This window comes from Burkholderia sp. Bp8986 (assembly GCF_003854225.1).
Taxonomy (GTDB): domain Bacteria; phylum Pseudomonadota; class Gammaproteobacteria; order Burkholderiales; family Burkholderiaceae; genus Burkholderia.
In genome coordinates this window covers 14,402-39,625 of record NZ_QTQM01000005.1, presented here as the reverse complement: position 1 = coordinate 39,625, position 25,224 = coordinate 14,402, and the positions used below count along the sequence as shown (strand labels likewise).

At 68.4% G+C, this 25,224-nt stretch carries 19 protein-coding genes; 10 read left to right on the top strand and 9 right to left on the bottom strand.

The genetic code is table 11. The annotated features are described in order from the left end of the window. Nucleotides 1-10: 10 nt before the first annotated feature. Nucleotides 11-1,873 carry a pseudouridine synthase gene (locus DID99_RS07020; protein ID WP_124666407.1) on the top strand — a complete coding sequence of 621 codons (1,863 nt, stop codon included), beginning with the start codon at nucleotides 11-13 and terminating at the stop codon, nucleotides 1,871-1,873. 108 nt (nucleotides 1,874-1,981) lie between these two features. Here the strand turns inward: DID99_RS07020 and def are convergent, their stop codons facing one another. The 5 genes from def to DID99_RS06995 form a co-directional block, all read right to left on the bottom strand. Continuing rightward, complete coding sequence (def, locus tag DID99_RS07015) at nucleotides 1,982-2,515, bottom strand: peptide deformylase (RefSeq protein WP_044847933.1); 534 nt, start codon at nucleotides 2,513-2,515, stop codon at nucleotides 1,982-1,984. Then, the gene (gene ligA / locus DID99_RS07010) at nucleotides 2,512-4,587 is read right to left on the bottom strand and encodes an NAD-dependent DNA ligase LigA (RefSeq protein ID WP_124570237.1); all 2,076 of its coding nucleotides are present in this window, start codon (nucleotides 4,585-4,587) and stop codon (nucleotides 2,512-2,514) included. Before ligA ends, def begins: the two co-directional genes overlap by 4 nt. A gap of 178 nt (nucleotides 4,588-4,765) precedes the next feature. Then, nucleotides 4,766-6,058, bottom strand: coding sequence for a cell division protein ZipA C-terminal FtsZ-binding domain-containing protein (locus DID99_RS07005; RefSeq protein ID WP_124486184.1), 1,293 nt, complete (start codon nucleotides 6,056-6,058; stop codon nucleotides 4,766-4,768). An 85-nt stretch (nucleotides 6,059-6,143) separates the two neighbouring features. Continuing rightward, nucleotides 6,144-9,656, bottom strand: coding sequence for a chromosome segregation protein SMC (gene smc, locus DID99_RS07000; protein WP_044847936.1), 3,513 nt, complete (start codon nucleotides 9,654-9,656; stop codon nucleotides 6,144-6,146). A 141-nt stretch (nucleotides 9,657-9,797) separates the two neighbouring features. Continuing rightward, nucleotides 9,798-10,739, bottom strand: coding sequence for a DMT family transporter (locus DID99_RS06995; RefSeq protein WP_044847937.1), 942 nt, complete (start codon nucleotides 10,737-10,739; stop codon nucleotides 9,798-9,800). A gap of 167 nt (nucleotides 10,740-10,906) precedes the next feature. Between DID99_RS06995 and dapC the strand changes: the two genes are divergently transcribed. The 6 genes from dapC to cls all read left to right on the top strand — a co-directional run bounded on the left by dapC (nucleotide 10,907) and on the right by cls (nucleotide 17,081). Next, complete coding sequence (gene dapC / locus DID99_RS06990; RefSeq protein ID WP_124666406.1) at nucleotides 10,907-12,139, top strand: succinyldiaminopimelate transaminase; 1,233 nt, start codon at nucleotides 10,907-10,909, stop codon at nucleotides 12,137-12,139. A gap of 45 nt (nucleotides 12,140-12,184) precedes the next feature. Further along, nucleotides 12,185-13,012 carry a 2,3,4,5-tetrahydropyridine-2,6-dicarboxylate N-succinyltransferase gene (dapD, locus tag DID99_RS06985; protein WP_006478479.1) on the top strand — a complete coding sequence of 276 codons (828 nt, stop codon included), beginning with the start codon at nucleotides 12,185-12,187 and terminating at the stop codon, nucleotides 13,010-13,012. Next, complete coding sequence (locus DID99_RS06980) at nucleotides 13,012-13,380, top strand: ArsC family reductase (protein ID WP_044847939.1); 369 nt, start codon at nucleotides 13,012-13,014, stop codon at nucleotides 13,378-13,380. The genes dapD and DID99_RS06980 overlap by 1 nt, the downstream gene beginning before the upstream one ends. 88 nt (nucleotides 13,381-13,468) lie before the next feature. Continuing rightward, nucleotides 13,469-14,608: a succinyl-diaminopimelate desuccinylase gene (gene dapE, locus DID99_RS06975; protein ID WP_124570241.1), complete on the top strand. Its 1,140-nt coding sequence runs from the start codon at nucleotides 13,469-13,471 to the stop codon at nucleotides 14,606-14,608. Between the two features lie 11 nt (nucleotides 14,609-14,619). Continuing rightward, nucleotides 14,620-15,528, top strand: a complete 909-nt coding sequence (gene prmB, locus DID99_RS06970) for a 50S ribosomal protein L3 N(5)-glutamine methyltransferase (protein WP_124486179.1) — start codon at nucleotides 14,620-14,622, stop codon at nucleotides 15,526-15,528. A 113-nt stretch (nucleotides 15,529-15,641) separates the two neighbouring features. Next, nucleotides 15,642-17,081: a cardiolipin synthase gene (gene cls, locus DID99_RS06965; protein WP_124666405.1), complete on the top strand. Its 1,440-nt coding sequence runs from the start codon at nucleotides 15,642-15,644 to the stop codon at nucleotides 17,079-17,081. A 119-nt stretch (nucleotides 17,082-17,200) separates the two neighbouring features. Here the strand turns inward: cls and DID99_RS06960 are convergent, their stop codons facing one another. Next, nucleotides 17,201-17,680 (bottom strand): glutathione peroxidase, encoded by a 480-nt coding sequence (locus DID99_RS06960; RefSeq protein ID WP_069745053.1) that lies wholly within the window; start codon nucleotides 17,678-17,680, stop codon nucleotides 17,201-17,203. A 136-nt stretch (nucleotides 17,681-17,816) separates the two neighbouring features. Between DID99_RS06960 and DID99_RS06955 the strand changes: the two genes are divergently transcribed. Continuing rightward, nucleotides 17,817-19,748 (top strand): ATP-binding cassette domain-containing protein, encoded by a 1,932-nt coding sequence (locus tag DID99_RS06955; protein ID WP_124486177.1) that lies wholly within the window; start codon nucleotides 17,817-17,819, stop codon nucleotides 19,746-19,748. Nucleotides 19,749-19,943: 195 nt separating this feature from the next. Here DID99_RS06955 and DID99_RS06950 read toward each other — a convergent pair whose 3' ends face one another. The 3 genes from DID99_RS06950 to alr form a co-directional block, all read right to left on the bottom strand. Further along, a complete protein-coding gene (locus tag DID99_RS06950; RefSeq protein WP_044847945.1) occupies nucleotides 19,944-20,210 on the bottom strand; it encodes a DUF2866 domain-containing protein in 267 nt (88 codons plus the stop codon). 148 nt (nucleotides 20,211-20,358) lie between these two features. Next, nucleotides 20,359-21,735 (bottom strand): DNA repair protein RadA, encoded by a 1,377-nt coding sequence (gene radA / locus DID99_RS06945; protein WP_044847946.1) that lies wholly within the window; start codon nucleotides 21,733-21,735, stop codon nucleotides 20,359-20,361. A gap of 11 nt (nucleotides 21,736-21,746) precedes the next feature. Next, nucleotides 21,747-22,817, bottom strand: a complete 1,071-nt coding sequence (gene alr, locus DID99_RS06940; protein ID WP_044847947.1) for an alanine racemase — start codon at nucleotides 22,815-22,817, stop codon at nucleotides 21,747-21,749. 218 nt (nucleotides 22,818-23,035) lie between these two features. On the opposite strand from alr, the gene lplT reads away from it, so the two are divergent. Both lplT and thiD read left to right on the top strand, forming a co-directional pair. Next, nucleotides 23,036-24,343, top strand: coding sequence for a lysophospholipid transporter LplT (gene lplT, locus DID99_RS06935; RefSeq protein WP_044847948.1), 1,308 nt, complete (start codon nucleotides 23,036-23,038; stop codon nucleotides 24,341-24,343). 58 nt (nucleotides 24,344-24,401) lie between these two features. Continuing rightward, entirely contained in the window at nucleotides 24,402-25,211 is an 810-nt protein-coding gene (thiD, locus tag DID99_RS06930; RefSeq protein WP_124666404.1) for a bifunctional hydroxymethylpyrimidine kinase/phosphomethylpyrimidine kinase, read from the top strand. The last annotated feature ends 13 nt before the right edge of the window (nucleotides 25,212-25,224 follow it).

Genomic DNA, 25,224 nt, shown 5'->3' with positions numbered 1-25,224 from the left:
CCCAGCGTTTATGCGCACCAAATTAACCGTCAAGAATCCGAAGCCGGCGTCGCCGACCCGCGCCCCTGTCCGCTCCGGCAGCCTCGTCGCCCGCAAGGCGGTGCGCCCAGCCGCGCTACCCGCAGGCGACAAGCCGGCGCGCCCGAAGAAGGCCGCGCCGGCCGCCGCCGGCGAACGCTCGTTCAAGCCGCGCGGCGCGGCAGGCGCCGAGCGCCCGGGCGCGGATCGCGCACCGGCCAAGCGTGCGCCGCGTGAGGGCGGTGCCGAACGCGGCACGCGCGCGCCGTATCGCGACAACGCATCCGGCGAAGGCGCAAAGCGCAGTTTCGGCGACCGTCGCACGTCGTCCGATCGTCCGCCCCGTCGTGACGACGATGCACGTCCGCGTCGCGCGGGTGGCGAAGGCGGCCCGCGTGCGCCCTATCGCGACAACGCATCCGGCGAAGGCGCAAAGCGCAGTTTCGGCGACCGTCGCACGTCGTCGGATCGTCCGCCGCGCCGTGATGACGATGCACGTCCGCGTCGCGCGGGTGGCGAAGGTGGCCCGCGTGCGCCGTATCGCGACAACGCATCCGGCGAAGGGGCGAAGCGCAGTTTCGGCGACCGTCGCACGTCGTCGGATCGCCCGCCCCGTCGTGACGACGATGCACGTCCGCGTCGCGCGGGTGGCGAAGGCGGCGCACGTGCGCCGTATCGCGACAACGCATCCGGCGAAGGCGCAAAACGCAGTTTCGGCGACCGTCGCACGTCGTCGGATCGCCCGCCGCGTCGCGACGACGATGCACGTCCGCGTCGCGCGGGTGGCGAAGGCGGCGCACGTGCGCCCTATCGCGACAACGCATCCAGCGAAGGCGCAAAACGCAGCTTCGGCGACCGTCGCACGTCGTCCGATCGCCCGCCGCGTCGTGATGACGACGCCCGCCCGCGCCGCGCAGGCGCCGATGAAGGCAAACGCCCGTCCTATCGCGACAACGCATCCGGCGAAGGCGCGAAGCGCAGCTTCGGCGAACGCCCGACGCGCCCCGCACGCGACGGCGAACGCCGCTCGTTCGGTGCGGTCAAGACCGCGCAACCGGTCAAGCGCGCGGCGGCCGACGTCGACCACGGCGACGAAACCGGCCTGATGCGCCTGTCGAAGCGCATGTCCGAACTCGGCCTGTGCTCGCGCCGCGAAGCCGACGAATGGATCGAAAAGGGCTGGGTGCTCGTCGACGGCGAACGCATCGACACGCTCGGCACCAAGGTCCGCCCGGACCAGAAGATCGAGATCGACGAGCGCGCGAGCGCCGCGCAGGCCGCGCAGGTGACGATCCTGCTGCACAAGCCGGTCGGCTACGTGTCGGGTCAGGCGGAAGACGGCTATGAGCCGGCATCGGTGCTGATCACGCGCGCCAACCAGTGGAGCGGCGACCGCTCGCCGCTGCGCTTCTCGCCGCAGCACCTGCACGCGCTCGCGCCAGCCGGTCGGCTCGACATCGACTCCACCGGCCTGCTCGTACTGACGCAGAATGGCGTGATCGCGAAGCAGCTGATCGGCGAGCAGTCGGACATCGACAAGGAGTACCTGGTGCGCGTGCGCTTCGGCGAACGGCTGATCGACATCGACCAGCACTTCCCCGCGGAATCGCTCGCGAAGCTGCGCCACGGTCTCGAACTCGACGGCGTCCCGCTGAAGCCCGCGATGGTGAGCTGGCAGAACGGCGAACAGCTGCGTTTCGTGCTGCGTGAAGGCAAGAAGCGCCAGATCCGCCGCATGTGCGAACTGGTCGGTCTCGAAGTGATCGGCCTGAAGCGCGTGCGGATGGGCCGCGTGATGCTCGGCGCGCTGCCGCAGGGGCAATGGCGCTACCTGTCGGCCGACGAGTCGTTCTGACAGCGGGCACGCGCTGCGTGCCGCACCATAAAACAAGCCCGCGCAAGCGGGCTTTTTCGTGTCCGGTACGAAACCACGCGCAACACGGCGCGCGCAGCCGCATCAAGGTCAGTCGTCGGCTGCCGGATCGAGCCCCGGGAACAGCACCTCGGTGAAGCCGAAGCGCGTGAAGTCGGTGATCCGCATCGGATACAGCTTGCCGATCAGGTGATCGTATTCGTGCTGGACGACCCGCGCATGGAAGCCTTCCGCGACACGGTCGAGCTTCGCGCCGAACTGGTCGAAGCCGCTGTAACGCACCTTCGCGTAGCGGCTGACGACGCCGCGCATGCCCGGCACCGACAGGCAGCCTTCCCAGCCCTCTTCCATGTCCGGCGGCATGTACTCGAGCTTCGGGTTGATCAGCACGGTCTCGGGCACCGGCGGTGCGTCCGGATAACGGTTGTTGCTGCCGAAGCCGAAGATGATGATCTGCAGCCCGACGCCGATCTGCGGCGCGGCAAGCCCCGCGCCGTTCGCGTGATGCATCGTCTCGAACATGTCCGCGACGATCTCGTGCAGCTCGGGGGTGTCGAACCGCTCGACCGGTTTGGCGACTTCGAGCAGGCGCGGATCGCCCATCTTCAGGATCTCGCGAATCATGGCGTGTTGCCCTCCAGGAGTTGGTGCAGTCCGTCTTCGTCCAGCACGGGGATGCCGAGTTCCTCGGCCTTCGCGAGCTTGCTGCCGGCGTCGGCGCCCGCGACCACATAATCCGTCTTCTTCGATACCGAGCCAGCGACTTTCGCGCCGGCCGCTTCGAGCATCTCCTTCGCCGCGTCGCGCGTGAGGTTCGGCAGCGTGCCCGTGAGCACGACCGTCTTGCCGGCCAGCACGCCCTGCGGCGCCTTCGGCGCGGGCGGGCCTTCGGGCCACGTGACCTTGCCGGGCGCGCGCAATTGCTCGATCACCGTGCGGTTGTGCTCTTCCGCGAAGAACTGGTGAATCGACTCGGCCACGATCGGCCCGACGTCGTTCACTTCGAGCAGTTCCTCGATCGACGCGTCCATGATCGGGGTCAGCGACCCGAAATGCTTCGCGAGATCCTTCGCGGTCGATTCGCCGACATGGCGGATCCCGAGCCCGTAGATGAAGCGCGCGAGCGTCGTGTGCTTCGCCTTCTCGAGCGAGTCGAGCAGATTCTGCGCGGACTTCTCGGCGAACCGGTCGAGTTCCGCAAGCGTCGCGAAACCGAGATTGAACAGGTCGGCCGGCGTGCGCACGAGATTCAGTTCGACGAGCTGATCGATGATCTTCTCGCCGAGCCCGTCGATGTCGAGCGCGCGGCGCTGCGCGAAGTGCCACAGCGCCTGCTTGCGCTGCGCCGGGCAGAACAGCCCGCCCGTGCAGCGCGCGATCGCCTCGTCCGGCAGGCGCTCGATCTTCGAGCCGCACACCGGGCACTCGGTCGGCATCACGAACTCGGCCGCGTCATCCGGCCGGCGCTCGAGCAACGCACCGACGACCTCGGGGATCACGTCGCCCGCACGCCGCACGATCACGGTATCGCCGATCCGGATGTCCTTGCGGCGCACTTCGTCCTCGTTGTGCAGCGTCGCGTTGGTCACCGTCGCGCCGCCGACGAACACGGGCTCGAGCCGCGCGACCGGCGTGATCGCGCCCGTGCGGCCGACCTGCACGTCGATCGCGACGAGCTTCGTCAGCGCTTCCTGCGCCGGGAACTTGTGCGCGAGCGCGAAGCGCGGCGCGCGCGACACGAAGCCGAGGCGGTCCTGCTCGTCGCGCCGGTTCACCTTGTAGACGACGCCGTCGATGTCGTACGGCAGCGACTCGCGCTTCTCGCCGACCTTGCGGAAGAAGCCGAGCAGGCCATCGGCGCCCTGCACGACCGCGCGTTCGCGGTTCACCGGCAGGCCGAGCGTTTCGTACCAGTCGAGCAGCGCGCTGTGCGTGTCCGGCATCGGCATCCCGTCGAGCCTGCCGACCCCGTACGCGAAGAACGACAGCGGACGCTGCGCGGTGATCTTTGGGTCGAGCTGGCGCAGGCTGCCGGCCGCCGCATTGCGCGGGTTCGCGAATTCGCGCTGCTCGGCCGCGCGCTGGCGTTCGTTCAGGCGTGCGAAATCACGCTTGAACATCAGCACCTCGCCGCGCACGTCGAGCACGGCCGGCACGTGCTTGCCCTTCAGCTTCAGCGGGATCGAGCGGATCGTGCGGACGTTCTCGGTCACGTCCTCGCCGGTCGTGCCGTCGCCGCGCGTCGACGCCTGCACGAACACGCCCTGCTCGTAGCGCAGCGAGATCGCGAGCCCGTCGAACTTCAGCTCGCACGCGTATTCGACCGGGTCCGTCACCGAGCCGGCGAGATCGGTCGTCTTGTCGAGCGCATCGGCGACGCGCTTGTCGAATGCGACGATGTCCTCGTCGGCGAAACCGTTGTTCAGCGACAGCATCGGCGCGTCGTGGACGACCGGCGTGAAACCGCCCGCCACTTCGCCGCCGACGCGCTGCGTCGGCGAATCGGGCGTCACGAGTTCGGGATGATCGGTTTCGAGTTGCTGCAGCTCGCCGAACAGCCGATCGTATTCGGCGTCGGGCAGGTCCGGCTGGTCGAGCACGTAATAGGCGTAATTCGCCCGCTCGAGTTGGTCGCGCAGCCACGCGGCACGCGCGTCGGGCTGGCTGGCTGGCGGTTCGGCTTGGGTTCGGGCCATGCTGGCGGCAGATTCGTTCTGAAAAATCGGATGTCCGATTATCTCAGTTTGACGCCGCGACGGGGGCGCGCGATGCGTGCCGCGCAGGCCCACTGCAGCACACCCAGGCGGGGTGTGTGCACTGCAGCAGCAGCGACCGACGGGCGACGGCACGTCAGGCCGCCACCCGTGCAACGCGTTACTGGCTGAAGAGACGGCGCGTGACCGGCGAACCGGCCGGGATGCCCGCTTCCTCGAGCTTCGCGTACAGCTTCATCAGTTGCTGGTCGATCGCGACGAGCGTCGATTCCGGCAGCGGCCGGCGCGAATCGTCGACGACCCGCGCGCCGATCCGCTCGGACAGCGACTTCGCGTAATCGCACATCAGCCGGAACGGCAGGATATCCTCTTCGGCGACCGGCACGTCGAGCACCAGCGTGATCATGTTGCCGCCCTTGTAGGTCAGGTCGTCGCGCAGGAAGTTCGTGTCGCCGAACTGCAGCATGAACACGGGGTTCTGCTTCGCGTCGAGCTTCACGAACCGCGTGCCGTCGCGCGACAGCAGCAACCCGTCCTGGGACGCGACGGCCTGCACGTAGTTCGCCGACCACGGCGCGCCGTCCGACATCACGTTGATCGACAACTGTGCGTCGCACTGCGCGGCAAAGCCGTCGAGCTCGCGTGCCATCGCGACCGTCTCCATCATGTCGGGGAATTCCGGTGCGCCGTCGATCGTGTCGGCGAACTGCTGGACGCCCGTCACGAACTCGGAGAATTCGAGCTCGTTCAGCGCGCCGCTGCGGTTCGCGAGCTGCGCGGCCGCGCGCAGCTCTTCATAGCGCACGCCGTTCTGCAGCAGCTCCCATTGGCCGCCTTCCGGCTTGCCTTCGATATGCACGGGCTTGCTGCCCGCGCGGCGCAGCCGCTGCGCGGCCGGCAGGATCTTGTCGCCCGGCAGCGGCGCGCCGAGGCGAATCGGCACGATGCAGTCGATCCGGCGGTCGACGATCGCGGGCGGCGCCGACGAAATCGTCGTGGCGGCCGGCAGCACGGGTTCGGCCGGTTCGTGCGATGCGGCGGCGGCCGGCGCTTCCTGCGCGGCGGCGGCTGCATCGTCGACGGCCTGCTCGGCCGACTCGGTCGACCCCGACGGCGCGTCGCCTCCGGTAGCTTCGGCCTGCAGGTCGGCCGGCGTGTCGGCAGGCGCCACGCCGCCGAAGGTCGGCTCGACGCGCGCGGCTTCGACCGGCGCGCTCGCGGCGGCGGCGGCCGGTGCCGGCGCCGCGGGCTCGCGGCGTGCGGGCTGGCGCACCGGCTCGATGAACGGCAGCTCTTCGTCGCGCTCGGGGCGATTCATCGCCTCGACCGCCTCTTCCGGCATCGGGCGCGGCATCCTGCGCCGCACCTTCGCGCCCTGCCACGCGTTGTAGACCACGACGCCGCCCACCACGACGGCGCCCGCGCCGATCAAACCGAGTGTCAACTCGTCCATGCACGCTCCATCAGCAATTCTTGTTCGTCGGAACCGCGAACGGGCGCCCATGCGCCGCGCGAACGCGGTCCGGTTTCTTCAAACGTCAATTCTGGGCAAAACCCGCGGCGGTTTCCATGTCCACCGCGACGATCCGCGACACGCCCTGCTCCTGCATCGTCACGCCGATCAGTTGCTGCGCCATCTCCATCGCGATCTTGTTGTGCGAGATGAATAGGAACTGCGTCTTGTCGGACATCGCGCGCACGAGATTCGCGAAACGCTCGGTGTTCGCGTCGTCGAGCGGCGCGTCGACCTCGTCGAGCAGACAGAACGGCGCCGGGTTCAACTGGAACATCGCGAACACCAGTGCGGTGGCGGTCAGCGCCTTTTCGCCGCCCGACAGCAGGTGAATGGTCGCGTTCTTCTTGCCCGGCGGCTGCGCCATCACCTGCACGCCCGCATCGAGGATTTCGTCGCCCGTCATGATCAGCTTCGCCTGGCCGCCGCCGAACAGGCGCGGGAACAGGTCGCTGAAGTGACGGTTGACCTCGTCGAAGGTACCCTGCAGCAGCGTGCGGGTTTCCTGGTCGATCTTGTGGATCGCATCCTCGAGCGTCGTGATCGCGTCGGTCAGGTCGGCCGACTGCGCATCGAGGAACACCTTGCGCTCGCTCGCGGCCTTCAGCTCGTCGAGCGCGGCCATGTTGACCGGACCCAGCGCGTTGATCGCGTTGTTCAGGCGCGTGACCTCGCCCTGCAGGTACGACGGTTTCAGGTCCGGCGTCAGCTTCTCGCGCAGCGCTTCCTCGTCGACCTCGGCCGCCGCGAGCTGCTCGGCAAACTGCTCGACGGACAGGCGCGCGGCCTGCTCCTTCAGCTGCAGCTCGGTGATACGGTCGCGCAGCGGCTGCAGCGAACGCTCGGCGACGAGACGCTGCTCGTCCGACGCGCGCAGCTTCGCGGTCAGGTCGTCGAGTTCGATCCGCGCGGCCTGCAGCGCCTCTTCCTTCACCGCGCGAATTTCGAGCGCGTCCTGCAGGCCCGTGTGCGCGGTCTGCTCGTTGATCGTTTCGAGTTCGGCGCGCGCGTCTTCCAGCGACGCGGCGACGCGCTCGCTCTGCTCGTGCGCGACCTGGATGCTGCGCTTCAGTTCGTCGATGCGCGTGACCGCGTTGCGCGCGGCGAAGCGCGCGTCGTTCGCGCCGCGCTCGAGGTCGCGCGCTTCCTGGCGCGCCTGCGTCAGCGATTCGTCGAGCGCCTCGAACGCGAGCTGGTTGTCCTCGAAGCGCGCCTGCAGTTCCGCGAGTTCGCCGTCGAAGCGTTCGAAGTTCGCTTCCGATTCCGCGCGCAGTGCGCGCTGCTCGTCGATCTGCGCGCCGATCTCCTCGAGTTCCTCGCGGATCTGCGTGCTGCGCTGCGTGTAGCGTTCATGCGCCTGGGCGAGCTTCAGCACGTCCATCTGCAATGCATGCACGCGCTGGGTCGCGCGTTCGGCCTGCGCGCGCACGTCGCCGAGCGCCTGCGTGGCCTGCGTGTGTGCGGCTTCCGCGCGCACCGCCGCCGTGCGGGCCTCGTCGGCCAGCAGCGCCTGCGCGCGCACCTGGCGCGTCAGGTTTTCGATCTCCTGCTGGCGGGCCAGCATCCCGGCCTGCTCCGAATCGGCCGCGTACAGCTGCACGCCGACACGCGTGACGATGTGGCCGGCCTTCACGACGAACGCGCCGCCGGCCGGCAGTTGCGCGCGCGTCGCGAGTGCCTGCGCGACGTCGTCGGCGACGTACACGTTGCCGAGCCAGTCGTTCAGCACCGCGCGGATGCCTGCATCGTCGATGCGCACGAGCGACAGCACCGGGCGCAGCCCGGCCGCGGCGGCCGGCGGCTCGCCGGCCACGGGCGGCGCGTAGAACGCGAGCTTCGCGGGCGGCGCATCGGTCGCGAACGCCTTCACCCAGTCGAGATTCGACACTTCGAGCGCGGCCAGCCGCTCGCGCAGCACGGCCTCGAGCGCCGCTTCCCAGCCGGCCTCGACGTGCAGCTTCTTCCAGAGACGCGGCAGCGCGCCGAGCTCGTGCTTGTCGAGCCACGGCTGGATCTTGCCTTCGGTCTGCACGTTCTCCTGCAGCTGCTTGAGCGCGGCGAGCCGCGCCTCGAGCTGGTGGATCTGCGCGCTTTCGGCCTGCACGCGCTCCTGGGCCGCGCGGCGCTCGCCGTCGAGACGCGGTACCGTTTCCTGCGCATCGGCGAGGCGCGCCTGGGCTTCGGCGAGGATTTCTTCCTGCTCGGCGAGCTGCATGCGCAGTTCCTCGAGCTGCGCTTCGTCGGGCGCGTCGAGCCCGCCCGCCTCGGACTTCAGGCGCTCGTGGCGCTGCTGAAGCTGCTGGAGCTGCTGGTCGGCATTGCGCTGGTGTGCGGCCTCGAGCTTCAGCGACTGTTCGGTCTGGGCGATCCGCGCGCGCTCGTCGTTGAGCTGCGCCTGCGCATCGCGCCATTTCGCCTCGAGCGCCGGCAGCGCGTCGTGTTTCGCGGCCGCGTTGTCTTCGGCGAGCGCGGCCTTTTCGTCGGCCATCGCGCGCGCCTCTTCGGCTTCCTCGAGCTCGTCCTGCGCCTTCTCGGCCTGCGCGCGCCATTGCTCGCGCTGCGCGTTCAGCGCGGCGATCTGCGCCTGCACGCGGTTGCGCGATTCGACGATGAACTTGATCTCGGCCTCGAGGCGGCTCACTTCGGCGTTGGCCTCGTAGAGCGCGCCCTGCGCGCCCTGCATCGCGTCGCTCGCCGAGTAATGCGCGACCCGCAGCGTCTCGAGCTGCGATTCGACCTCGCGCAGTTTCGCCGTCTGCGCCTCGAGGTCGATCTGCGCCTGTTCGATCGCGCGCTGCTGCTTCTGCTGCTCGCCGGCGGCCTCGTTCTTGCGCAGCAGCCACAACAGGCGCTGCTTCTCCTCGCCGTCGGCGACGAGTTCCTTGTACTTGGTCGCGACGACGGCCTGCGCCTCGAGCTTCTCGAGGTTCGCGCCGAGCTCGCGGACGATGTCCTCGACGCGCGTCAGGTTCTCGCGCGTGTCGTGCAGGCGGTTCTCGGTCTCGCGGCGGCGCTCCTTGTACTTCGACACGCCCGCGGCTTCCTCGAGGAACACGCGCAGCTCTTCCGGCTTCGCCTCGATGATCCGCGCGATCATGCCCTGCCCGATGATCGCGTACGCGCGGGGCCCGAGGCCCGTGCCGAGGAAGATGTCCTGGATGTCGCGGCGGCGCGCCGGCAGGTTGTTGATGTAGTAGCTCGACGTGCCGTCGCGCGTCAGCACGCGCTTCACGGCAATCTCGCCGTACTGGCCCCACTGCCCGGCCGCGCGGCCGTCGGAGTTGTCGAAGATCAGTTCGACGCTGGCCCGGCTGCCGGGCTTGCGGGCGGTCGAGCCGTTGAAGATCACGTCCTGCATCGACTCGCCGCGCAGCTCGGACGCGCGCGACTCGCCGAGCACCCAGCGCACGGCATCGATGATGTTGGACTTGCCGCACCCGTTCGGGCCCACCACGCCGACAAGCTGGCCCGGAACCTGGAAATGCGTGGGATCGACAAAGGATTTGAAGCCAGCGAGTTTGATCGAGCTCAGACGCACGGCGGTATCGGATGTGAAGAAGAGGTGAAACGGACGGGGCCGCGACGCGCGGGGCCGGACGGCCCGTGCGCGCGATGCGCCCCGGAATTCAAAAGCGGGGCCGCGCGCATCTCAAGCGTTGGGCCCCGCAAACGGCTTCCATCATACCATCGCGCGTGCGCCGTCCCGCCCGTCGCCGGGTTTGCCCGATGCCGGCGCGGCACGATGGACCCGGCTCGACAGCAGCGTCGCCAGCACGATGCACGCGCCGCCCGCCCACTCGCGCGCGCTCGGCAGTTCGCTCGCGAACACCCACGCCGACAGCGCGGTGATCACGATCTCGAACAGCATGATGATCGACGCGCGGTTCGCCGGCACGCGCGCGAGCCCGTATTGCACGAGCAGGTTGTTGGCGGCCATCGTCACGCCGATCGCGGCGATGATCGCTGCCGCGACGCCGAGCTGGCTTCCCGCAGGCGCGGCCGGCAGCCCCTCGAACAGCGACGCGACCGCGCCGAACACCGCCGCGCCGCCGAACAGCGTCGCCGTGCGCATCTCGGCGCGCATCTCCGGCAGCTCGCGGCTCGCCTTGATCACGAGCACGTTGCTCATCGCGAAACTCAGGCCGGCCGCGAGCCCCGCCCATTCGGCCGGGTTGGCCGGCAGCGGCACGCCGAGCTGCGGCGACCACAGCATCAGCATCGCGCCGCCGATCGACAGCGCCGCAAGCGCCGCGCCGGCCCAGGTCAGCCGCTCGCGCAGCAGGAAATGCGCGTAGATCGCGGTCCATGCCGGGGTCAGGTAGAACAGCAGCATCACGCGCAGCACTTCGCCGTGGATCGTGCCCCACACGAAACCGAGGTTGGTCACGCCCGCCGTGATCGCGATGCCCGGCAGCACCCAGTGCCAGCGCAGCGTGGCGATCGTGCGGTGCCGCACGACGACCACGAACAGGAACGCGACCACGCTCGTCAGCGCGCTCGCCAGCGTGCCGGTGAGCCCGAGCGACGCGAGAATCCGCAGCGGATACCAGATCAGGCCCCATACCGACGCGCCGATCAGGATGGCCAGCGTCGGCAGGCTGCCGCGTACCGCGTTATTCATTTGATTCGCTACCCTTTATTCGAGCGGCCCGGCCGCCGTTCCGGCGGGCCGCGACCGCATTGCGTCACGTTATAATCGTCCGCTGCGAGCCGCGCGCCGTCGGCGCCCGCTCGCAGCCGTGCGGCACCCGCGCCGCCCCTTTCGCCCTTTCGCTCCAACCGGCCGCGATGGCCGCTTCGCCCGTGAACCCTCGACTCGACTCGCTCCAGCCCTATCCCTTCGAAAAGCTGCGCGCCCTGTTCAAGGACGTGACGCCTTCCGGCGACCTGAAACCGATCAGCTTCGGCATCGGCGAGCCCAAGCACCCGACGCCGGCGCTGATCCGCGACGCCGCGGTGGCCGCGCTCGACGGTCTCGCGTCGTACCCGGCCACGGCCGGCTCGGACGCGCTGCGCACGTCGATCGTACACTGGCTCGAACGCCGCTACGGGCTGCCGGCAATCGACCCGGCCACGCAGGTGCTGCCGGTGTCGGGGTCGCGCGAGGCGCTGTTCTCGCTCGCGCAGACGGTGATCGACGCGCGCCCGCGCGCGGATGGCAAGAAGGCGATCGTACTCTGTCCGAATCCGTTCTATCAAATTTACGAAGGCGCGGCGCTGCTGGCCGGTGCCGAACCCTATTTCGCGAACAGCGACCCGACGCGCAACTTCGCGTGCGACTACGCGGCCGTGCCCGATGAAGTGTGGGCGCGCACCCAGCTGCTGTACGTGTGCTCGCCGGGCAACCCGACGGGCGCCGTGCTGACGCTCGACGACTGGCGCGAGCTGTTCGCGCTGTCCGACCGCCACGGTTTCGTGATCGCGTCCGACGAGTGCTATTCGGAGATCTATTTCGACGAAGCGGCGCCGCCGCTCGGCGGCCTCGAGGCCGCGCACCGCCTCGGCCGCGGCTTCGAGCGGCTCGTGATGCTGTCGAGCCTGTCGAAGCGCTCGAACGTGCCGGGCATGCGCTCGGGCTTCGTCGCCGGCGACGCCGCGCTGCTGAAAAAATTCCTGCTGTACCGCACGTACCACGGCGCCGCGCTGTCGCCGGTCTGGCAGCATGCGAGCATCGCCGCGTGGAACGACGAAGCGCACGTGCGCGAGAACCGCGCGCTGTACCTGCAGAAGTTCAGCACGGTCACGCCGATGCTGGCCGACGTGATCGACGTGAAGCTGCCCGACGCCGCGTTCTACCTGTGGGCCAACGTCGCGCGCACCGGCCTGTCGGACACCGAGTTCGCCCGCCGCCTGTACGCCGACTATAATGTGACGGTTCTGCCCGGCTCGTACCTCGCGCGCGATGCGCACGGCACGAATCCGGGCCGCGATTTCATCCGGATCGCGCTCGTCGCGGGCACCCCCGAATGCGTCGAGGGCGCGCAACGCATCGTCGATTTCTGCCGGGCTCTCGCGCGGTAAGACGTCCATCCCGATCAATTCCATTCATCTCCTGCGAAAACGAACATGTCGCAACAACTTCAGCAAATCATCGATACCGCCTGGGAAAACCGCGCCGAGCTGTCGCCGAAGGCCGCGCCCGCCGACGTCCGCGAAGCCGTCGCGCACGCGATCGAGCAGCTCGACAAGGGTGCACTGCGCGTCGCCGAGAAGATCGACGGCAACTGGACCGTCCATCAGTGGCTGAAGAAGGCCGTGCTGCTGTCGTTCCGCCTGGAGGACAACGCACCGATGCCGGCGGGCGGCTACTCGCAGTTCTACGACAAGGTGCCGTCGAAGTTCGCGAACTACACGGCCGAAGACTTCGCCGCGGGCGGCTTCCGCGTCGTGCCGCCGGCCATCGCGCGCCGCGGCTCGTTCATCGCGAAGAACGTCGTGCTGATGCCGTCGTACACCAACATCGGCGCGTACGTCGACGAAGGCACGATGGTCGACACGTGGGCGACGGTCGGCTCGTGCGCGCAGATCGGCAAGAACGTGCACCTGTCGGGCGGCGTCGGCATCGGCGGCGTGCTCGAGCCGCTGCAGGCCAACCCGGTCATCATCGAAGACAACTGCTTCATCGGCGCGCGCTCGGAAGTCGTCGAAGGCGTGATCGTCGAGGAGAACTCGGTGATCTCGATGGGCGTGTACCTCGGCCAGAGCACCAAGATCTACGATCGCGAAACGGGCGAAGTCAGCTACGGCCGCATCCCGGCCGGCTCGGTCGTCGTCGCCGGCAACCTGCCGTCGAAGGACGGCTCGCACAGCCTGTACTGCGCGGTGATCGTGAAGAAGGTCGACGCGAAGACCCGCGCGAAGGTCGGTCTGAACGAGCTGCTGCGAGGCGACTGATGGCGAAGCCGCGCACCGTGGTCGTCTACGGCATTCCGAACTGCGACACCGTGAAGAAGGCCCGCGTGTGGCTCGACGATCACGGCGTCGAGTTCGAGTTCCACGACTTCAAGAAGCTCGGCGTCAGCGCACCGCTGGTCGAAGACTGGCTGAAGGACGTATCGCTCGACGCGCTCGTGAACAAGCGCGGCACGACGTGGCGCGGCCTGGACGACGCCATGAAGGCGGCTGCGGAAACGAAGTCCGGCGCGGTTGCGCTGATGATCCACAAGCCGTCGGTCATCAAGCGCCCCGTGCTCGTCGTCAACGGCCGCGTGAAATCGCTCGGCTTCGTGGCCGATCAGTACGCGGCGCTGTTTGCCGCCTAGGGCGGCCCGCGCGGCGCCCGCGCTGCACACGACGCCTCATCGCTGCCGGCCACCGCGCCGGCATTTTTTATCGAAAGTGGTCCGAACCATGTCCGCCACCCTAGCCCTTACCGAACAGCTGATCGCCCGCGCGTCCGTCACGCCCGACGACCAGCATTGCCAGCAGATCATGACCGAGCGCCTCGCCGCGCTCGGCTTCGAATGCGAAACCATCGCGTCGCACGGCGTGACCAACCTGTGGGCCGTCAAGCGCGGCGCCGACGGCCGCGACGGCAAGCTGCTCGCGTTCGCGGGCCACACCGACGTCGTGCCGACCGGCCCGCTCGAGCAGTGGACCTCGCCGCCGTTCATTCCCGCGCATCGTGACGGCAAGCTGTACGGCCGCGGCGCGGCCGACATGAAGACGTCGCTCGCGGCGTTCGTCGTCGCGTCCGAGGAATTCGTCGCGGCCCACCCCGGCCACCGCGGCGCGATCGCGTTCCTGATCACGAGCGACGAGGAAGGCCCGGCCACCGACGGCACCGTGAAAGTCGTCGAGCTGCTCGAAGCGCGCGGCGAACGTCTCGACTACTGCATCGTCGGCGAGCCGACGTCGACCGCTGAACTCGGCGACGTCGTGAAGAACGGCCGCCGCGGCTCGATGTCGGGCGAACTGATCGTCAAGGGCGTGCAGGGCCACATCGCCTACCCTCACCTCGCGAAGAACCCGATCCACCTGCTCGCGCCGGCGCTCGCCGAGCTCGCCGCCGAACAGTGGGACGAAGGCAACGAATACTTCCCGCCGACCACCTGGCAGGTGTCGAACCTGCACGCCGGCACCGGTGCGACCAACGTGATCCCCGGCCACGCGGACCTGATGTTCAATTTCCGCTTTTCGACGGCGAGCACCGTCGAGGGCCTGCAGGCGCGCGTGCATGCGATCCTCGACAAGCACGGCCTCGAATATTCGCTGAAGTGGTCGGTGAGCGGCCTGCCGTTCCTCACGCCGCGCGGCGACCTGTCGAACGCGCTGGAGAACGCGATCCGCGCCGAGACCGGCCTCACGACCGAGCTGTCGACGACGGGCGGCACGTCCGACGGGCGCTTCATCGCGCGCATCTGCCCGCAGGTGATCGAGTTCGGTCCGCCGAACGGCAGCATCCACAAGATCGACGAGCACATCGACGTGCGCTTCGTCGACCCGCTGAAGAACGTGTACCGCCGCGTGCTCGAACAACTGATCGCCTGACGGAGCCTCGCATGACGACACCTTTTGCAACTGTTCGCGACCTGCTGCGCTATGCGGTCACGCGCTTCTCGAAGGCGAAGCTCGCGTTCGGCCACGGCTCGGACAACGCATACGACGAAGCCGCCTACCTCGTACTCCACACGCTCGACCTGCCGCTCGACACGCTCGAGCCGTTCCTCGATGCCCGCCTGCTGCCCGACGAAATCTCGGCCGTGCTCGCGGTGATCGAACGGCGCGCGACCGACCGCGTGCCGGCCGCGTATCTCACGCATGAAGCGTGGATGCATGGCCACCGCTTCTACGTCGACGAGCGCGTGATCGTGCCGCGCTCGTTCATCGGCGAACTGCTCGACGACGGGCTGCAGCCGTATGTCGCCGATCCCGAGCAGGTCGGCGCGGTGCTCGAGCTGTGCACCGGCTCCGGCTGCCTCGCGATCCTCGCGGCCAGCGCGTTCCCGAATGCCGAGATCGACGCGGTCGACCTGTCCGAGAAGGCACTCGAAGTCGCCGAGATCAACGTGCGCGACTACGGCCTCGACGATCGCATCACCCTGCATCGCGGCGACCTCTACACGCCGCTGCCCGCGTTCCGCGCCGAACCCGACACGCGCTACGACGTGATCCTGACGAACCCGCCGTACGTGAACGCGACGTCGATGGCGGCCCTCCCGCCCGAGTACCGGCACGAGCCGGAAATGGCGCTCGCGGGCGGCGACGACGGGATGGACATCGTGCGGCGCATCATCGGGCAAGCGCACAACTGGCTGCACGACGACGGCGTGCTCGTCGTCGAGATCGGCAACGAGCGCGAGCACGTCGAAGCCGCGTTCGGCGGCCTCGAGCTCACGTGGCTGCCCACCAGCGCGGGCGACGACGCCGTGTTCCTGATCCAGGCGTCGGACCTGCCGCGCAAGGCCTGACGGCGCGCCGCGACCGAACCGTGCGGTACGGCACACCGCTGTCCCGCACGGTTGGGTAAGATGCGCGTACGCGGCCGTCGCGCCGCACGACTTCAGGAGTCCGTCACGCGCCCATGACCCTCGACTGGCTACATCTCGGCACCCTGGTCCTGGCCATCCATGTGCTCGGGATCATCGCGGCGTGTCATGCGCTCATGAATACCCGCACGTCGCAAGGCGCGATCGCATGGGCCGTGTCGCTCGCCGCGATGCCGTACCTGACACTCATCCCGTACCTGTTCCTCGGCCGCAGCAAGTTCTCCGGCTACGTCGATGCACGACGCCACGAGATGGAAGCGCTGCGCACGCACGCACCGCGCGCGCCATGGCTCGCTGCGGACGCAACCGACGGGCAGGCCGCCGACGCGATCGGCCGGGCCGCCGTGCTCGCGCTCACGCGGCTGGGTGGAATGCCGTTCGTCGGCGGCAATGCGGTGCGCACGCTCGTGAACGGCGACACAACCTTCTCGGCGATCCTGTCGGCGATCGACGCCGCGCGCGACTACGTGATCGTCCAGTTCTTCATCGTGCGCGACGACGCGCTCGGCCAGATGCTGCGCGACGCGCTGCTCGCCCGCACGGCGGCCGGCGTGCGCTGCTACCTGCTGTACGACAGCATCGGCAGCTTCGACCTGCCGCGCGGCTACGTCGACACGCTGCGCCGCGGCGGCGTCGAGGTCCATCCGTTCGCGACCCACCGCAAGTTCGTCAACCGCTTCCAGCTCAACTTCCGCAACCATCGCAAGATCGTCGTCGTCGACGGCAATCGCGCGTTCGTCGGCGGCCTCAACGTCGGCGTCGAATATCTCGGTGCGAACCGGCGCCTGTCGCCGTGGCGCGACACCCATATCGAGATTCGCGGCCCGGTGGTGGCCAGCATCCAGTACGTGTTCGCCGAAGACTGGCACTGGGCCACGCAGACGCTGCCGCCGCTCGCCGCGCCGCCGGAGGCGCTGCCCGACGACGCGATGCATTGCCTCGCCGTGCCGATGGGGCCGGCCGACAAGCAGGAAACCGGCTCGCTATTCTTCGTCGAGGCGATCAACGCCGCGCGCGAACGGGTCTGGATCACGACGCCGTATCTCGTGCCCGACGAAGCGGTGATCGCCGCGCTGAAGCTCGCGGTGATGCGCGGCGTCGACGTGCGCATCCTGATTCCGAGCCGGCGCGATCACTACGTGGTGTTCGAAGCGTCGAAGCTCTATGCGCGCGATCTCGTCGACGCTGGCGTCAAGGTGTTTCGCTACCGGCCCGGCTTCCTGCATCAGAAAGTGCTGCTGATCGACCGCGTCGCGGCCGCCATCGGCAGCGCGAATCTCGACAACCGCTCGTTCCGGCTGAACTTCGAAATCATGGTGCTGACCGTCGACCGCGCGTTCGCCGCCGAAGTCGAAGCGATGCTCGACGCCGATTTCGCGCTGGCCTACGAAGTCGATGCGAACGAGTATCGGCACTCGCCCGCGTGGCGGCGTATCGCAATGCACGTCGCGCGCCTGTTCGCGCCGATCCTGTAGCGGTTGCGCGAGCGCAGGCCCCGCGCCGCCGCCCGGCGGCGCATGCTTTCGCACGGCATGCCCCGGCGCCGCGACCCAGGCAGGCTCGATCCGAACCGCCCGCTCGCCGCATCGAACCGTCAAAGCAGCTTGTCGATATCCGCGGCGATTTCCTCGGGCTTCGTCGACGGCGCGTAGCGCTTGACGATCCGCCCGTCGCGGTCGATCAGGAATTTCGTGAAATTCCACTTGATCGCCTTGAGGCCGAGGATGCCGGGCGCCTCGTCGGTCAGGTAGCGGTACAGCGGATGCGCGTGGTCGCCCTTCACGTCGATCTTCGCGAACATCGGGAACGTGACGCCGTAGTTGCGCTCGCAGAACGCGCCGATCTGCGTGGCGTCGCCCGGCTCCTGCTTGCCGAACTGGTTGCACGGGAAGCCGAGCACGAAGAAACCGCGGGCCGCGTACTGGTCATACAGCTTCTGCAGGCCCGCATACTGCGGCGTGAAACCGCACTCGCTCGCGGTATTGACGATCAGCAGCACCTTGCCGCGATACGCGTCGAGCGACGCCGGCGCACCGGCGAGCGTCTCTGCGCTGAACGAATACAGGGTGGACATCGGGCACTCCTTTTACGAAACCGTATCGACGTGGAGTCTAGGCGAAATCGCGCCGTTGCGGCACCTGCCGAACGGCCGATATCCGGGGCGACGCGCGCGCAGTCTAGAATAGCGGTTTTGGTCAGTCATTCCCGCCGTGATCCGTTTCAATCAGTTCAGCCTTGCGCGCGGCACCAAGCCGCTGTTCGAGTCGGCCTCGTTCGTGCTCAATCCCGGCGAGAAAGCCGGCCTGATCGGCGCGAACGGCGCCGGCAAATCGACGCTCTTCTCGGTCCTGCGCGGCGAGCTGCATTCCGACGGCGGCGATTTCGCGATGCCGCCGTCGTGGCGGATCGCCCACGTGTCGCAGGAAACGCCCGCCGTCGACCGCTCCGCGCTCGACTACACGCTCGACGGCGACACCGCGCTGCGCGAGATCGAGGCGCGTATCGCCGCCGCCTCGGCCGCGCACGACGGCGCGGCCGAAGCCGACGCGCACGCGGCGTTCGCCGACGCCGACGGCTATACGGCCCCCGCGCGCGCCGAAGCGCTGCTGCTCGGCCTCGGCTTCACGCTCGCGCAGACGCGCGAATCGGTCGCCAGCTTCTCCGGCGGCTGGCGCATGCGGCTGAACCTCGCGCAGGCGCTGATGTGTCGCTCCGACCTGCTGCTGCTCGACGAACCGACCAACCACCTCGACCTCGACGCGATCGTCTGGCTCGAAGACTGGCTGCACCGCTACGCCGGCACGCTCGTCGTGATCTCGCACGACCGCGAATTCCTCGACTCGATCTGCAACGTCACGCTGCATCTGGAAAATCGCCAGGTGAAGCGCTACGGCGGCAATTACTCGCAGTTCGAAGTGCTGCGTGCGCAGCAGCTGGCGCTGCAGCAAAGCGCGTACGAAAAGCAGCAGAAGACGATCGAGCACCTGCAGAGCTTCGTCGACCGCTTCAAGGCCAAGGCGACCAAGGCCAAGCAGGCGCAAAGCCGGATGAAGGCGCTCGAGAAGATGGAGCTGATCGCGCCCGCGCACATCGCGTCGCCGTTCACGTTCGAATTCCGCACGCCCGACGCCGCGCCGAACCCGATGATGGTGATGGAAGACGTCCGCTGCGGCTACCACGCCGAGGACGGCACGGACATCCCGATCGTCGAACGCGTGGCGCTGTCGATCCAGAACGGCCAGCGCATCGGCCTGCTCGGCGCGAACGGCCAGGGCAAGTCGACGCTGATCAAGACGCTGGCCGGCACGCTCGCGCCGCTGTCGGGCCACGTGCGCGACGGCAAGGGGCTGACGATCGGCTATTTCGCGCAGCACCAGCTCGAAACCCTGCGCGAGGACGACTCGCCGCTCGCGCATCTCGCACGGCTCGCCCCCGATACGCGCGAGCAGGAACTGCGCGACTTCCTCGGCGGCTTCAATTTCTCCGGCGACATGGCGACGAGCCCGGTCGGCCCGTTCTCGGGCGGCGAGAAGGCGCGGCTCGCGCTTGCGCTGATCATCTGGCAGAAACCGAACCTGCTGCTGCTCGACGAGCCGACCAACCACCTCGACCTCGAGACGCGTCACGCGCTGACGATGGCGCTCGCGCAGTTCGAAGGCACGCTGATCCTCGTCTCGCACGACCGCCACCTGCTGCGCGCGACCACCGACCAGTTCATGCTCGTCGCGAAGCACCGGCTGCAGCCGTTCGACGGCGACCTCGACGATTACCGCGACTGGCTGCTGCAGCATGCGGCCGAGCAACGCGCGGCCGCGAAGGCCGACAGCGCGGCGGCAGCGGGCACGGATCCGGGCATCAACCGCAAGGATCAGAAGCGTCAGGCGGCCGAGGAGCGCCAGCGGCTGTCGCAGCTGAAGAAACCGCTGCAGAACCGCATCACGAAGCTCGAAAGGGAAATGGAAACGCTGCACGCGGAGAAGGCGCGCCTCGACGCGTTCGTCGCCGATCCGGCGAGCTACGAAGCCGCGCGCAAGACGGAACTGACCGAAGCGATCCGCAAGCTGGGCGAGGTCAATGCCCGGCTCGAAACGGTCGAGGCGGACTGGCTCGCCGTGCAGGAAGAACTCGAGCAGATCGGCTGAACGCGCCCGGCGCGCCGTCAGCCGGTCGTTTCAGCGGCGGCCGCACGCCTAGGCACGATCCACGACCGGCGAACCCGCCCGGCCGCACCGGGCGCGGAAACGACAAGGCCGGGCGCCCGGGCCCGGCCTCTTTGTCATTGTTGCGTTCGACGTGATCGCGTCGGCCGTCCGCCGGCCGCCGGCCGCGCCATCCGCTCAACGCCGCGGCAACGTATCGCGCGGCATCTGCTCGTCATCGCCCATCAGGTGACGCCGCCCTTCGGTCGGCCGGCGGATCGCCGCGGCGACCTCCGCTTCCGTCACGTCCTCGGACACGACCCGGCGCGCCAGGCGCCCTTCGTCGTCGATCCATTCGACGATCCGGCATCCGCCGCCCCACGGCTGAACGATCGGCTCCGACACACGGCAGCCGCGCAGGTTGTAACTGCGTCCGCTCGGCGCTTCCCCATACTGTTTAAACATAGGTTCCCTTCGCATTGCGCGGTTCGACAATCCGGCAAAGGATAGGGAAAAGCGATGTCCGGCGGGTTACATCAGCCTACATATTCATTACATTCAATTACGCGACAGATCACCGTGGCCAACGCACGGCGGCGCTGGCCAGCCACGGCTATTCGAGATCGCGCACACGGTCGATCGCCTGCTCGATCCGCTCGACAGCCATCACGTTCAGTCCTTCGATCGGCTGTTTCGGTGCATTCGCCTTCGGGATCAGCGCGGCGGTGAAACCGAGCTTCGCCGCCTCGCGCAGGCGTTCCTGGCCGCGTGGGGATGGCCGGATCTCGCCCGCCAGCCCCACTTCGCCGAACACGATCAGGCCCTTCGGCAGCGCCTTGTTGCGCATCGACGAATGGATCGCGAGCAGCACCGCGAGGTCGGCGGCCGGCTCGGTGATCTTCACGCCACCCACCGCGTTCAGGAACACGTCCTGGTCGAAACACGCGATGCCCGCGTGCCGGTGCAGCACCGCGAGCAGCATCGCGAGCCGGTTCTGCTCGAGGCCGACCGCGAGCCGGCGCGGGTTCGGCACGTGGGCCGTATCGACGAGCGCCTGGATCTCGACGAGCAGCGGGCGCGTTCCCTCCTGCGTGACGAGCACGCAGGAACCCGGCACGACCTGCTCGTGCTGCGACAGGAACAGCGCGGACGGGTTCGCGACGCCACGCAGCCCGCGCTCGGTCATCGCGAACACGCCGAGCTCGTTGACCGCGCCGAAGCGGTTCTTGAACGCGCGCACGAGCCGGAACGACGAATGGGTGTCGCCCTCGAAGTACAGCACCGTGTCGACGATATGCTCGAGCACGCGCGGGCCCGCGAGGTTGCCCTCCTTCGTCACGTGCCCGACCATGATGATCGCGGTGCCGGACTGCTTCGCGATGCGCGTGAGCTGCGCCGCGCACTCGCGCACCTGCGCGACCGAGCCGGGCGCCGATGTCAGCGCTTCGGAATAGACGGTCTGGATCGAGTCGATGACGGCGACGTCCGGCCGTTCCGCGTCGATCGCGGCCTGGATCTTCTCGAGCTGGATCTCGGCGAGCAGCTTCAGCTCGGCCGCCGGCGCGCCGCCGTCGAGCAGTGCGAGCCGTTGCGCGCGCAACGCGATCTGCGCGGCCGATTCCTCGCCGCTGATATAGAGTGCGCGCCGCTCGCTCGCGATGTCCGCGAGCGACTGCAGCAACAGCGTCGACTTGCCGATGCCGGGATCGCCGCCGATCAGCACGACGCCGCCAGGGACCAGCCCGCCGCCCAGCACGCGATCGAATTCGCCGATGCCGGTGGAGAAGCGCGGCACGTCGGCCGCCTCGATGTCGACGAGGCGCTGCACGGGCGCGCGTTTCGCGAGCGACTGGAAGCGATGGGCGGCCGGCGACTCGGCGACCGATTCGACGAGCGTGTTCCAGGCCTGGCACGACGGGCATTGCCCCTGCCACTTCGGGGTTTGTCCGCCGCACTCGCTGCAGACGTAGACGGTTTTCTGTTTGGCCACGCGTGCTGCCCTTATTCCGCGCGCACCGGTACGCGGGCGGCGACCGCGCACATCAGTTCATAGCCGATGGTCCCGCAATGGCGCGCGACGTCGTCGATCGGCAGTGCGTTGCCCCACAGCTCGACCCGCGCGCCGACGCCGGCCTGCGGGCACGGCGTCAGGTCGACGGTAATCATGTCCATCGACACGCGGCCGACGATCCGCGTGCGGATGCCGTCGACGATCACGGGCGTGCCTTCGGGTGCGACGCGCGGATAGCCGTCCGCATAGCCGCACGCGACGACGCCGATGCGCATCTGCGCTTGCGCGGAGAACGTCGAGCCATAGCCGATCGCCTGCCCCTTCGCGATCGTCTGCACGGCGATCAGCTCGGAGGCGAGCGTCATCGCAGGCTTCAGGCCTGTATCGGCGATGTCGGACGACAGCCCCGACGGCGATGCGCCGTACAGCACGATCCCCGGCCGCACCCAGTCGAAGTGCGTATCCGGATGCCACAGCACGGCCGCCGAATTCGCGAGGCTGCGCGCGCCCGCGATGCTTGCCGCGCCGCGCTCGAACGTCGCGAGCTGCTCGGCGACGCCGCGCTCGTTGTCGGCGTCCGAAAAATGGGTCATCAACGTGATCTGGCCGATGCCGGGGCACGCACGGGCGCGCTCCCACGCAGCGCGGTACTTCTCCGGCACGTAGCCGAGCCGGTTCATCCCGCTGTTCATCTTGAGCTGCACGTTGACGGGCTTCGACAGCCGCGCCGTCTCCAGCATCCGCATCTGCTCGTCGTTGTGGACGGTGGTCGTGAGGCTGTAGCGGTCGATCACGTCGATGTCGGTCGACCGGAAGAACCCTTCGAGCAGCAGGATGGGGCCGGCCCAGCCGAGCTCGCGCAGCTTCACGGCCTCGTCGAGGTCGAGCAGGCCGAAGCCGTCGGTGCCGCGCAGGCCGGGAAACACGCGCGCGAGACCGTGGCCGTACGCGTTGGCCTTGACGACCGCCCAGACCTTGGACGGGCCGGCAAAGCGGCGGACGACGGAGAGATTGTTCGCGAGGGCGGCGGTGTGGATGGTGGCGGAGATCGGGCGCGGCATGGGAAATTTACGTAAAGACGCTTGCGAATCATCAGCTTACCGCGCCTTTTGAGCACCGAAGCCGACAATTTGCGGAACGATCGGGGAATCTTGCTAGTCCGAATTGCCGTATTTTCGTGTTATAAAGCCGTGCGCACAACCCATTTCGAACGGAATAAGCCGATCGCATACCAGGCGGCCTACGCGGCCCTGCCGCAGCGACGAAAGCATCGCATCAGATGAAAAAAGGTTTTTACACCATCATGGCCGCGCAGTTTTTCTCGTCGCTGGCCGACAATGCGCTTCTCATCGCCGCCATCGCCCTGCTGAAAGACCTCCACGCCCCCAACTGGATGACACCGCTGCTCAAGCTGTTCTTCGTGTTGTCGTATGTGGTGCTGGCGGCCTATGTCGGTGCGTTCGCCGATTCGCGTCCGAAGGGGCGCGTGATGTTCATCACCAATTCGATCAAGGTGGTCGGCTGCCTGATCATGCTGCTCGGCGCCCATCCGCTGATCGCATACGGCATCGTCGGGTTCGGCGCCGCGGCCTACTCGCCCGCGAAGTACGGCATTCTGACCGAGCTGCTGCCGGCCGACCGGCTCGTCGCCGCGAACGGCTGGATCGAAGGCACGACCGTCAGCTCGATCATCCTCGGCACCGTGCTCGGCGGCGCGCTGATCAGCCCGCACATCGCGTCGCACGTGATCGCGCACACGCCAGCCTGGATCGCCACGCCCGCCGAAGCGGCGATGGTGATCATCATGGCGATCTACGTGATCGCCGCCATCTTCAATCTGCGGATCCCCGATACCGGCGCGCGCTACCCGAAGCAGGAGCGCGGCCCGGTCAAGCTCCTCACCGACTTCGCCGACTGTTTCATGGTGCTCTGGCGCGACAAGCTCGGCCAGATCTCGCTCGCGGTCACGACGCTGTTCTGGGGCGCGGGCGCGACGCTGCAGTTCATCGTGCTGAAGTGGGCCGAAGTGTCGCTCAACATGTCGCTGTCCGAAGGCGCGATCCTGCAGGCGGTGGTCGCGGTCGGCGTCGCGGGCGGTGCGATCGCCGCCGCCGCGCGGATCCCGCTGAAGAAGTCGCTCAGCGTGCTGCCGGTCGGCATCATCATGGGCATCGCGGTCATGCTGATGGCGTTCTACACGCGCGACCTGTTCCCGGCGCACTGGGCCGTGCATTTCGGCCACCTGCGCCTGCCCGTGTACCTGATCGTCGCGTACATCTTCCTGATCTGCGTCGGCGCGCTGTCCGGCTACTTCGTGGTTCCGATGAACGCGCTGCTGCAGCATCGCGGCCACGTGCTGCTGTCGGCCGGCCATTCGATCGCGGTGCAGAACTTCAACGAGAACCTGTCGGTGCTCGTGATGCTGTGCCTGTATGCGGTGCTGGTCTGGCTCGACGTGCCGGTCGGCGTCGTGATCGTGCTGTTCGGCACGTTCGTGTGCCTGACGATGTGGCTCGTGATGCGCCGCCACCAGGCGAACCAGCGTCAGTTCGACTCGGTCGCGCTGATCGGCGAATCGCGGCACTGACGCTACACTTCCTGTTTCCGTCCGTCGGCGCCGGTCTTCGAACCGGCGCCTTGCCATCATGACGCACCCGATACCCAACGTCCTGACGATCGCCGGCTCCGACTCGGGCGGCGGCGCGGGCATCCAGGCCGACCTCAAGACCTTCTCCGCGCTCGGCGCGTACGGCGCGAGCGTGATCACCGCGCTGACCGCGCAGAACACGCGCGGCGTGACCGGCGTGCACGCGCCGGACGCCGCGTTCGTGACCGCGCAGCTCGACGCGGTGTTCGACGACATCCGAATCGACGCGGTCAAGATCGGCATGCTCGCGAACACGGCGATCGTGCACGCGGTCGCCGACGCGCTGCGGCGCCATGCGCCGCGTTTCGTCGTGCTCGATACGGTGATGATTTCGAAGAGTTCGCACGCGCTGCTCGCGCCCGATGCGGTCGACGCATTGCGCGACGCGCTGCTGCCGCTCGCGACCGTCGTCACGCCGAACCTGCCCGAAGCGGCCGCCCTGCTCGGCGACACGCCCGCGATGACCGAAGACGACATGGTCCGGCAAGGCCAGGCGCTGCTGAAGACCGGCGCGCGCGCCGTGCTGATGAAGGGCGGCCACCTGCCCGACGCGGCCGCGAGCCCCGACTGGCTCGTCGATGCGGCGCATGCGGTGCGGTTCGACGGCACGCGCGTACCGGTCAGCAACACGCACGGCACGGGCTGCACGCTGTCGTCGGCGATCGCCGCGCTGCTGCCGCAGCGGCCCGATCTCGACAGCGCGGTGCGCGAAGCGAAGGCCTACCTGACCGGCGCGATCGCCGCGAGCGGCCAGCTCGACGTCGGCCACGGCGTCGGCCCCGTCCATCACTTCCATCGCTGGTGGTAAGCGCCGGCTGATG

Bases quoted from the DNA above. Each gene is read 5' to 3' on its own strand.
- DID99_RS06950 (WP_044847945.1), bottom strand. From the start codon at position 20,210: ATGTTTAAACAGTATGGGGAAGCGCCGAGCGGACGCAGTTACAACCTG.
- DID99_RS06995 (WP_044847937.1), bottom strand. From the start codon at position 10,739: ATGAATAACGCGGTACGCGGCAGCCTGCCGACGCTGGCCATCCTGATC.
- thiD (WP_124666404.1), top strand. From the start codon at position 24,402: ATGACGCACCCGATACCCAACGTCCTGACGATCGCCGGCTCCGACTCG.
- alr (WP_044847947.1), bottom strand. From the start codon at position 22,817: ATGCCGCGCCCGATCTCCGCCACCATCCACACCGCCGCCCTCGCGAAC.
- DID99_RS06980 (WP_044847939.1), top strand. From the start codon at position 13,012: ATGGCGAAGCCGCGCACCGTGGTCGTCTACGGCATTCCGAACTGCGAC.
- DID99_RS06960 (WP_069745053.1), bottom strand. From the start codon at position 17,680: ATGTCCACCCTGTATTCGTTCAGCGCAGAGACGCTCGCCGGTGCGCCG.
- DID99_RS07020 (WP_124666407.1), top strand. From the start codon at position 11: ATGCGCACCAAATTAACCGTCAAGAATCCGAAGCCGGCGTCGCCGACC.
- dapE (WP_124570241.1), top strand. From the start codon at position 13,469: ATGTCCGCCACCCTAGCCCTTACCGAACAGCTGATCGCCCGCGCGTCC.
- def (WP_044847933.1), bottom strand. From the start codon at position 2,515: ATGATTCGCGAGATCCTGAAGATGGGCGATCCGCGCCTGCTCGAAGTC.
- DID99_RS07005 (WP_124486184.1), bottom strand. From the start codon at position 6,058: ATGGACGAGTTGACACTCGGTTTGATCGGCGCGGGCGCCGTCGTGGTG.
- prmB (WP_124486179.1), top strand. From the start codon at position 14,620: ATGACGACACCTTTTGCAACTGTTCGCGACCTGCTGCGCTATGCGGTC.
- ligA (WP_124570237.1), bottom strand. From the start codon at position 4,587: ATGGCCCGAACCCAAGCCGAACCGCCAGCCAGCCAGCCCGACGCGCGT.
- dapC (WP_124666406.1), top strand. From the start codon at position 10,907: ATGGCCGCTTCGCCCGTGAACCCTCGACTCGACTCGCTCCAGCCCTAT.
- cls (WP_124666405.1), top strand. From the start codon at position 15,642: ATGACCCTCGACTGGCTACATCTCGGCACCCTGGTCCTGGCCATCCAT.
- dapD (WP_006478479.1), top strand. From the start codon at position 12,185: ATGTCGCAACAACTTCAGCAAATCATCGATACCGCCTGGGAAAACCGC.
- lplT (WP_044847948.1), top strand. From the start codon at position 23,036: ATGAAAAAAGGTTTTTACACCATCATGGCCGCGCAGTTTTTCTCGTCG.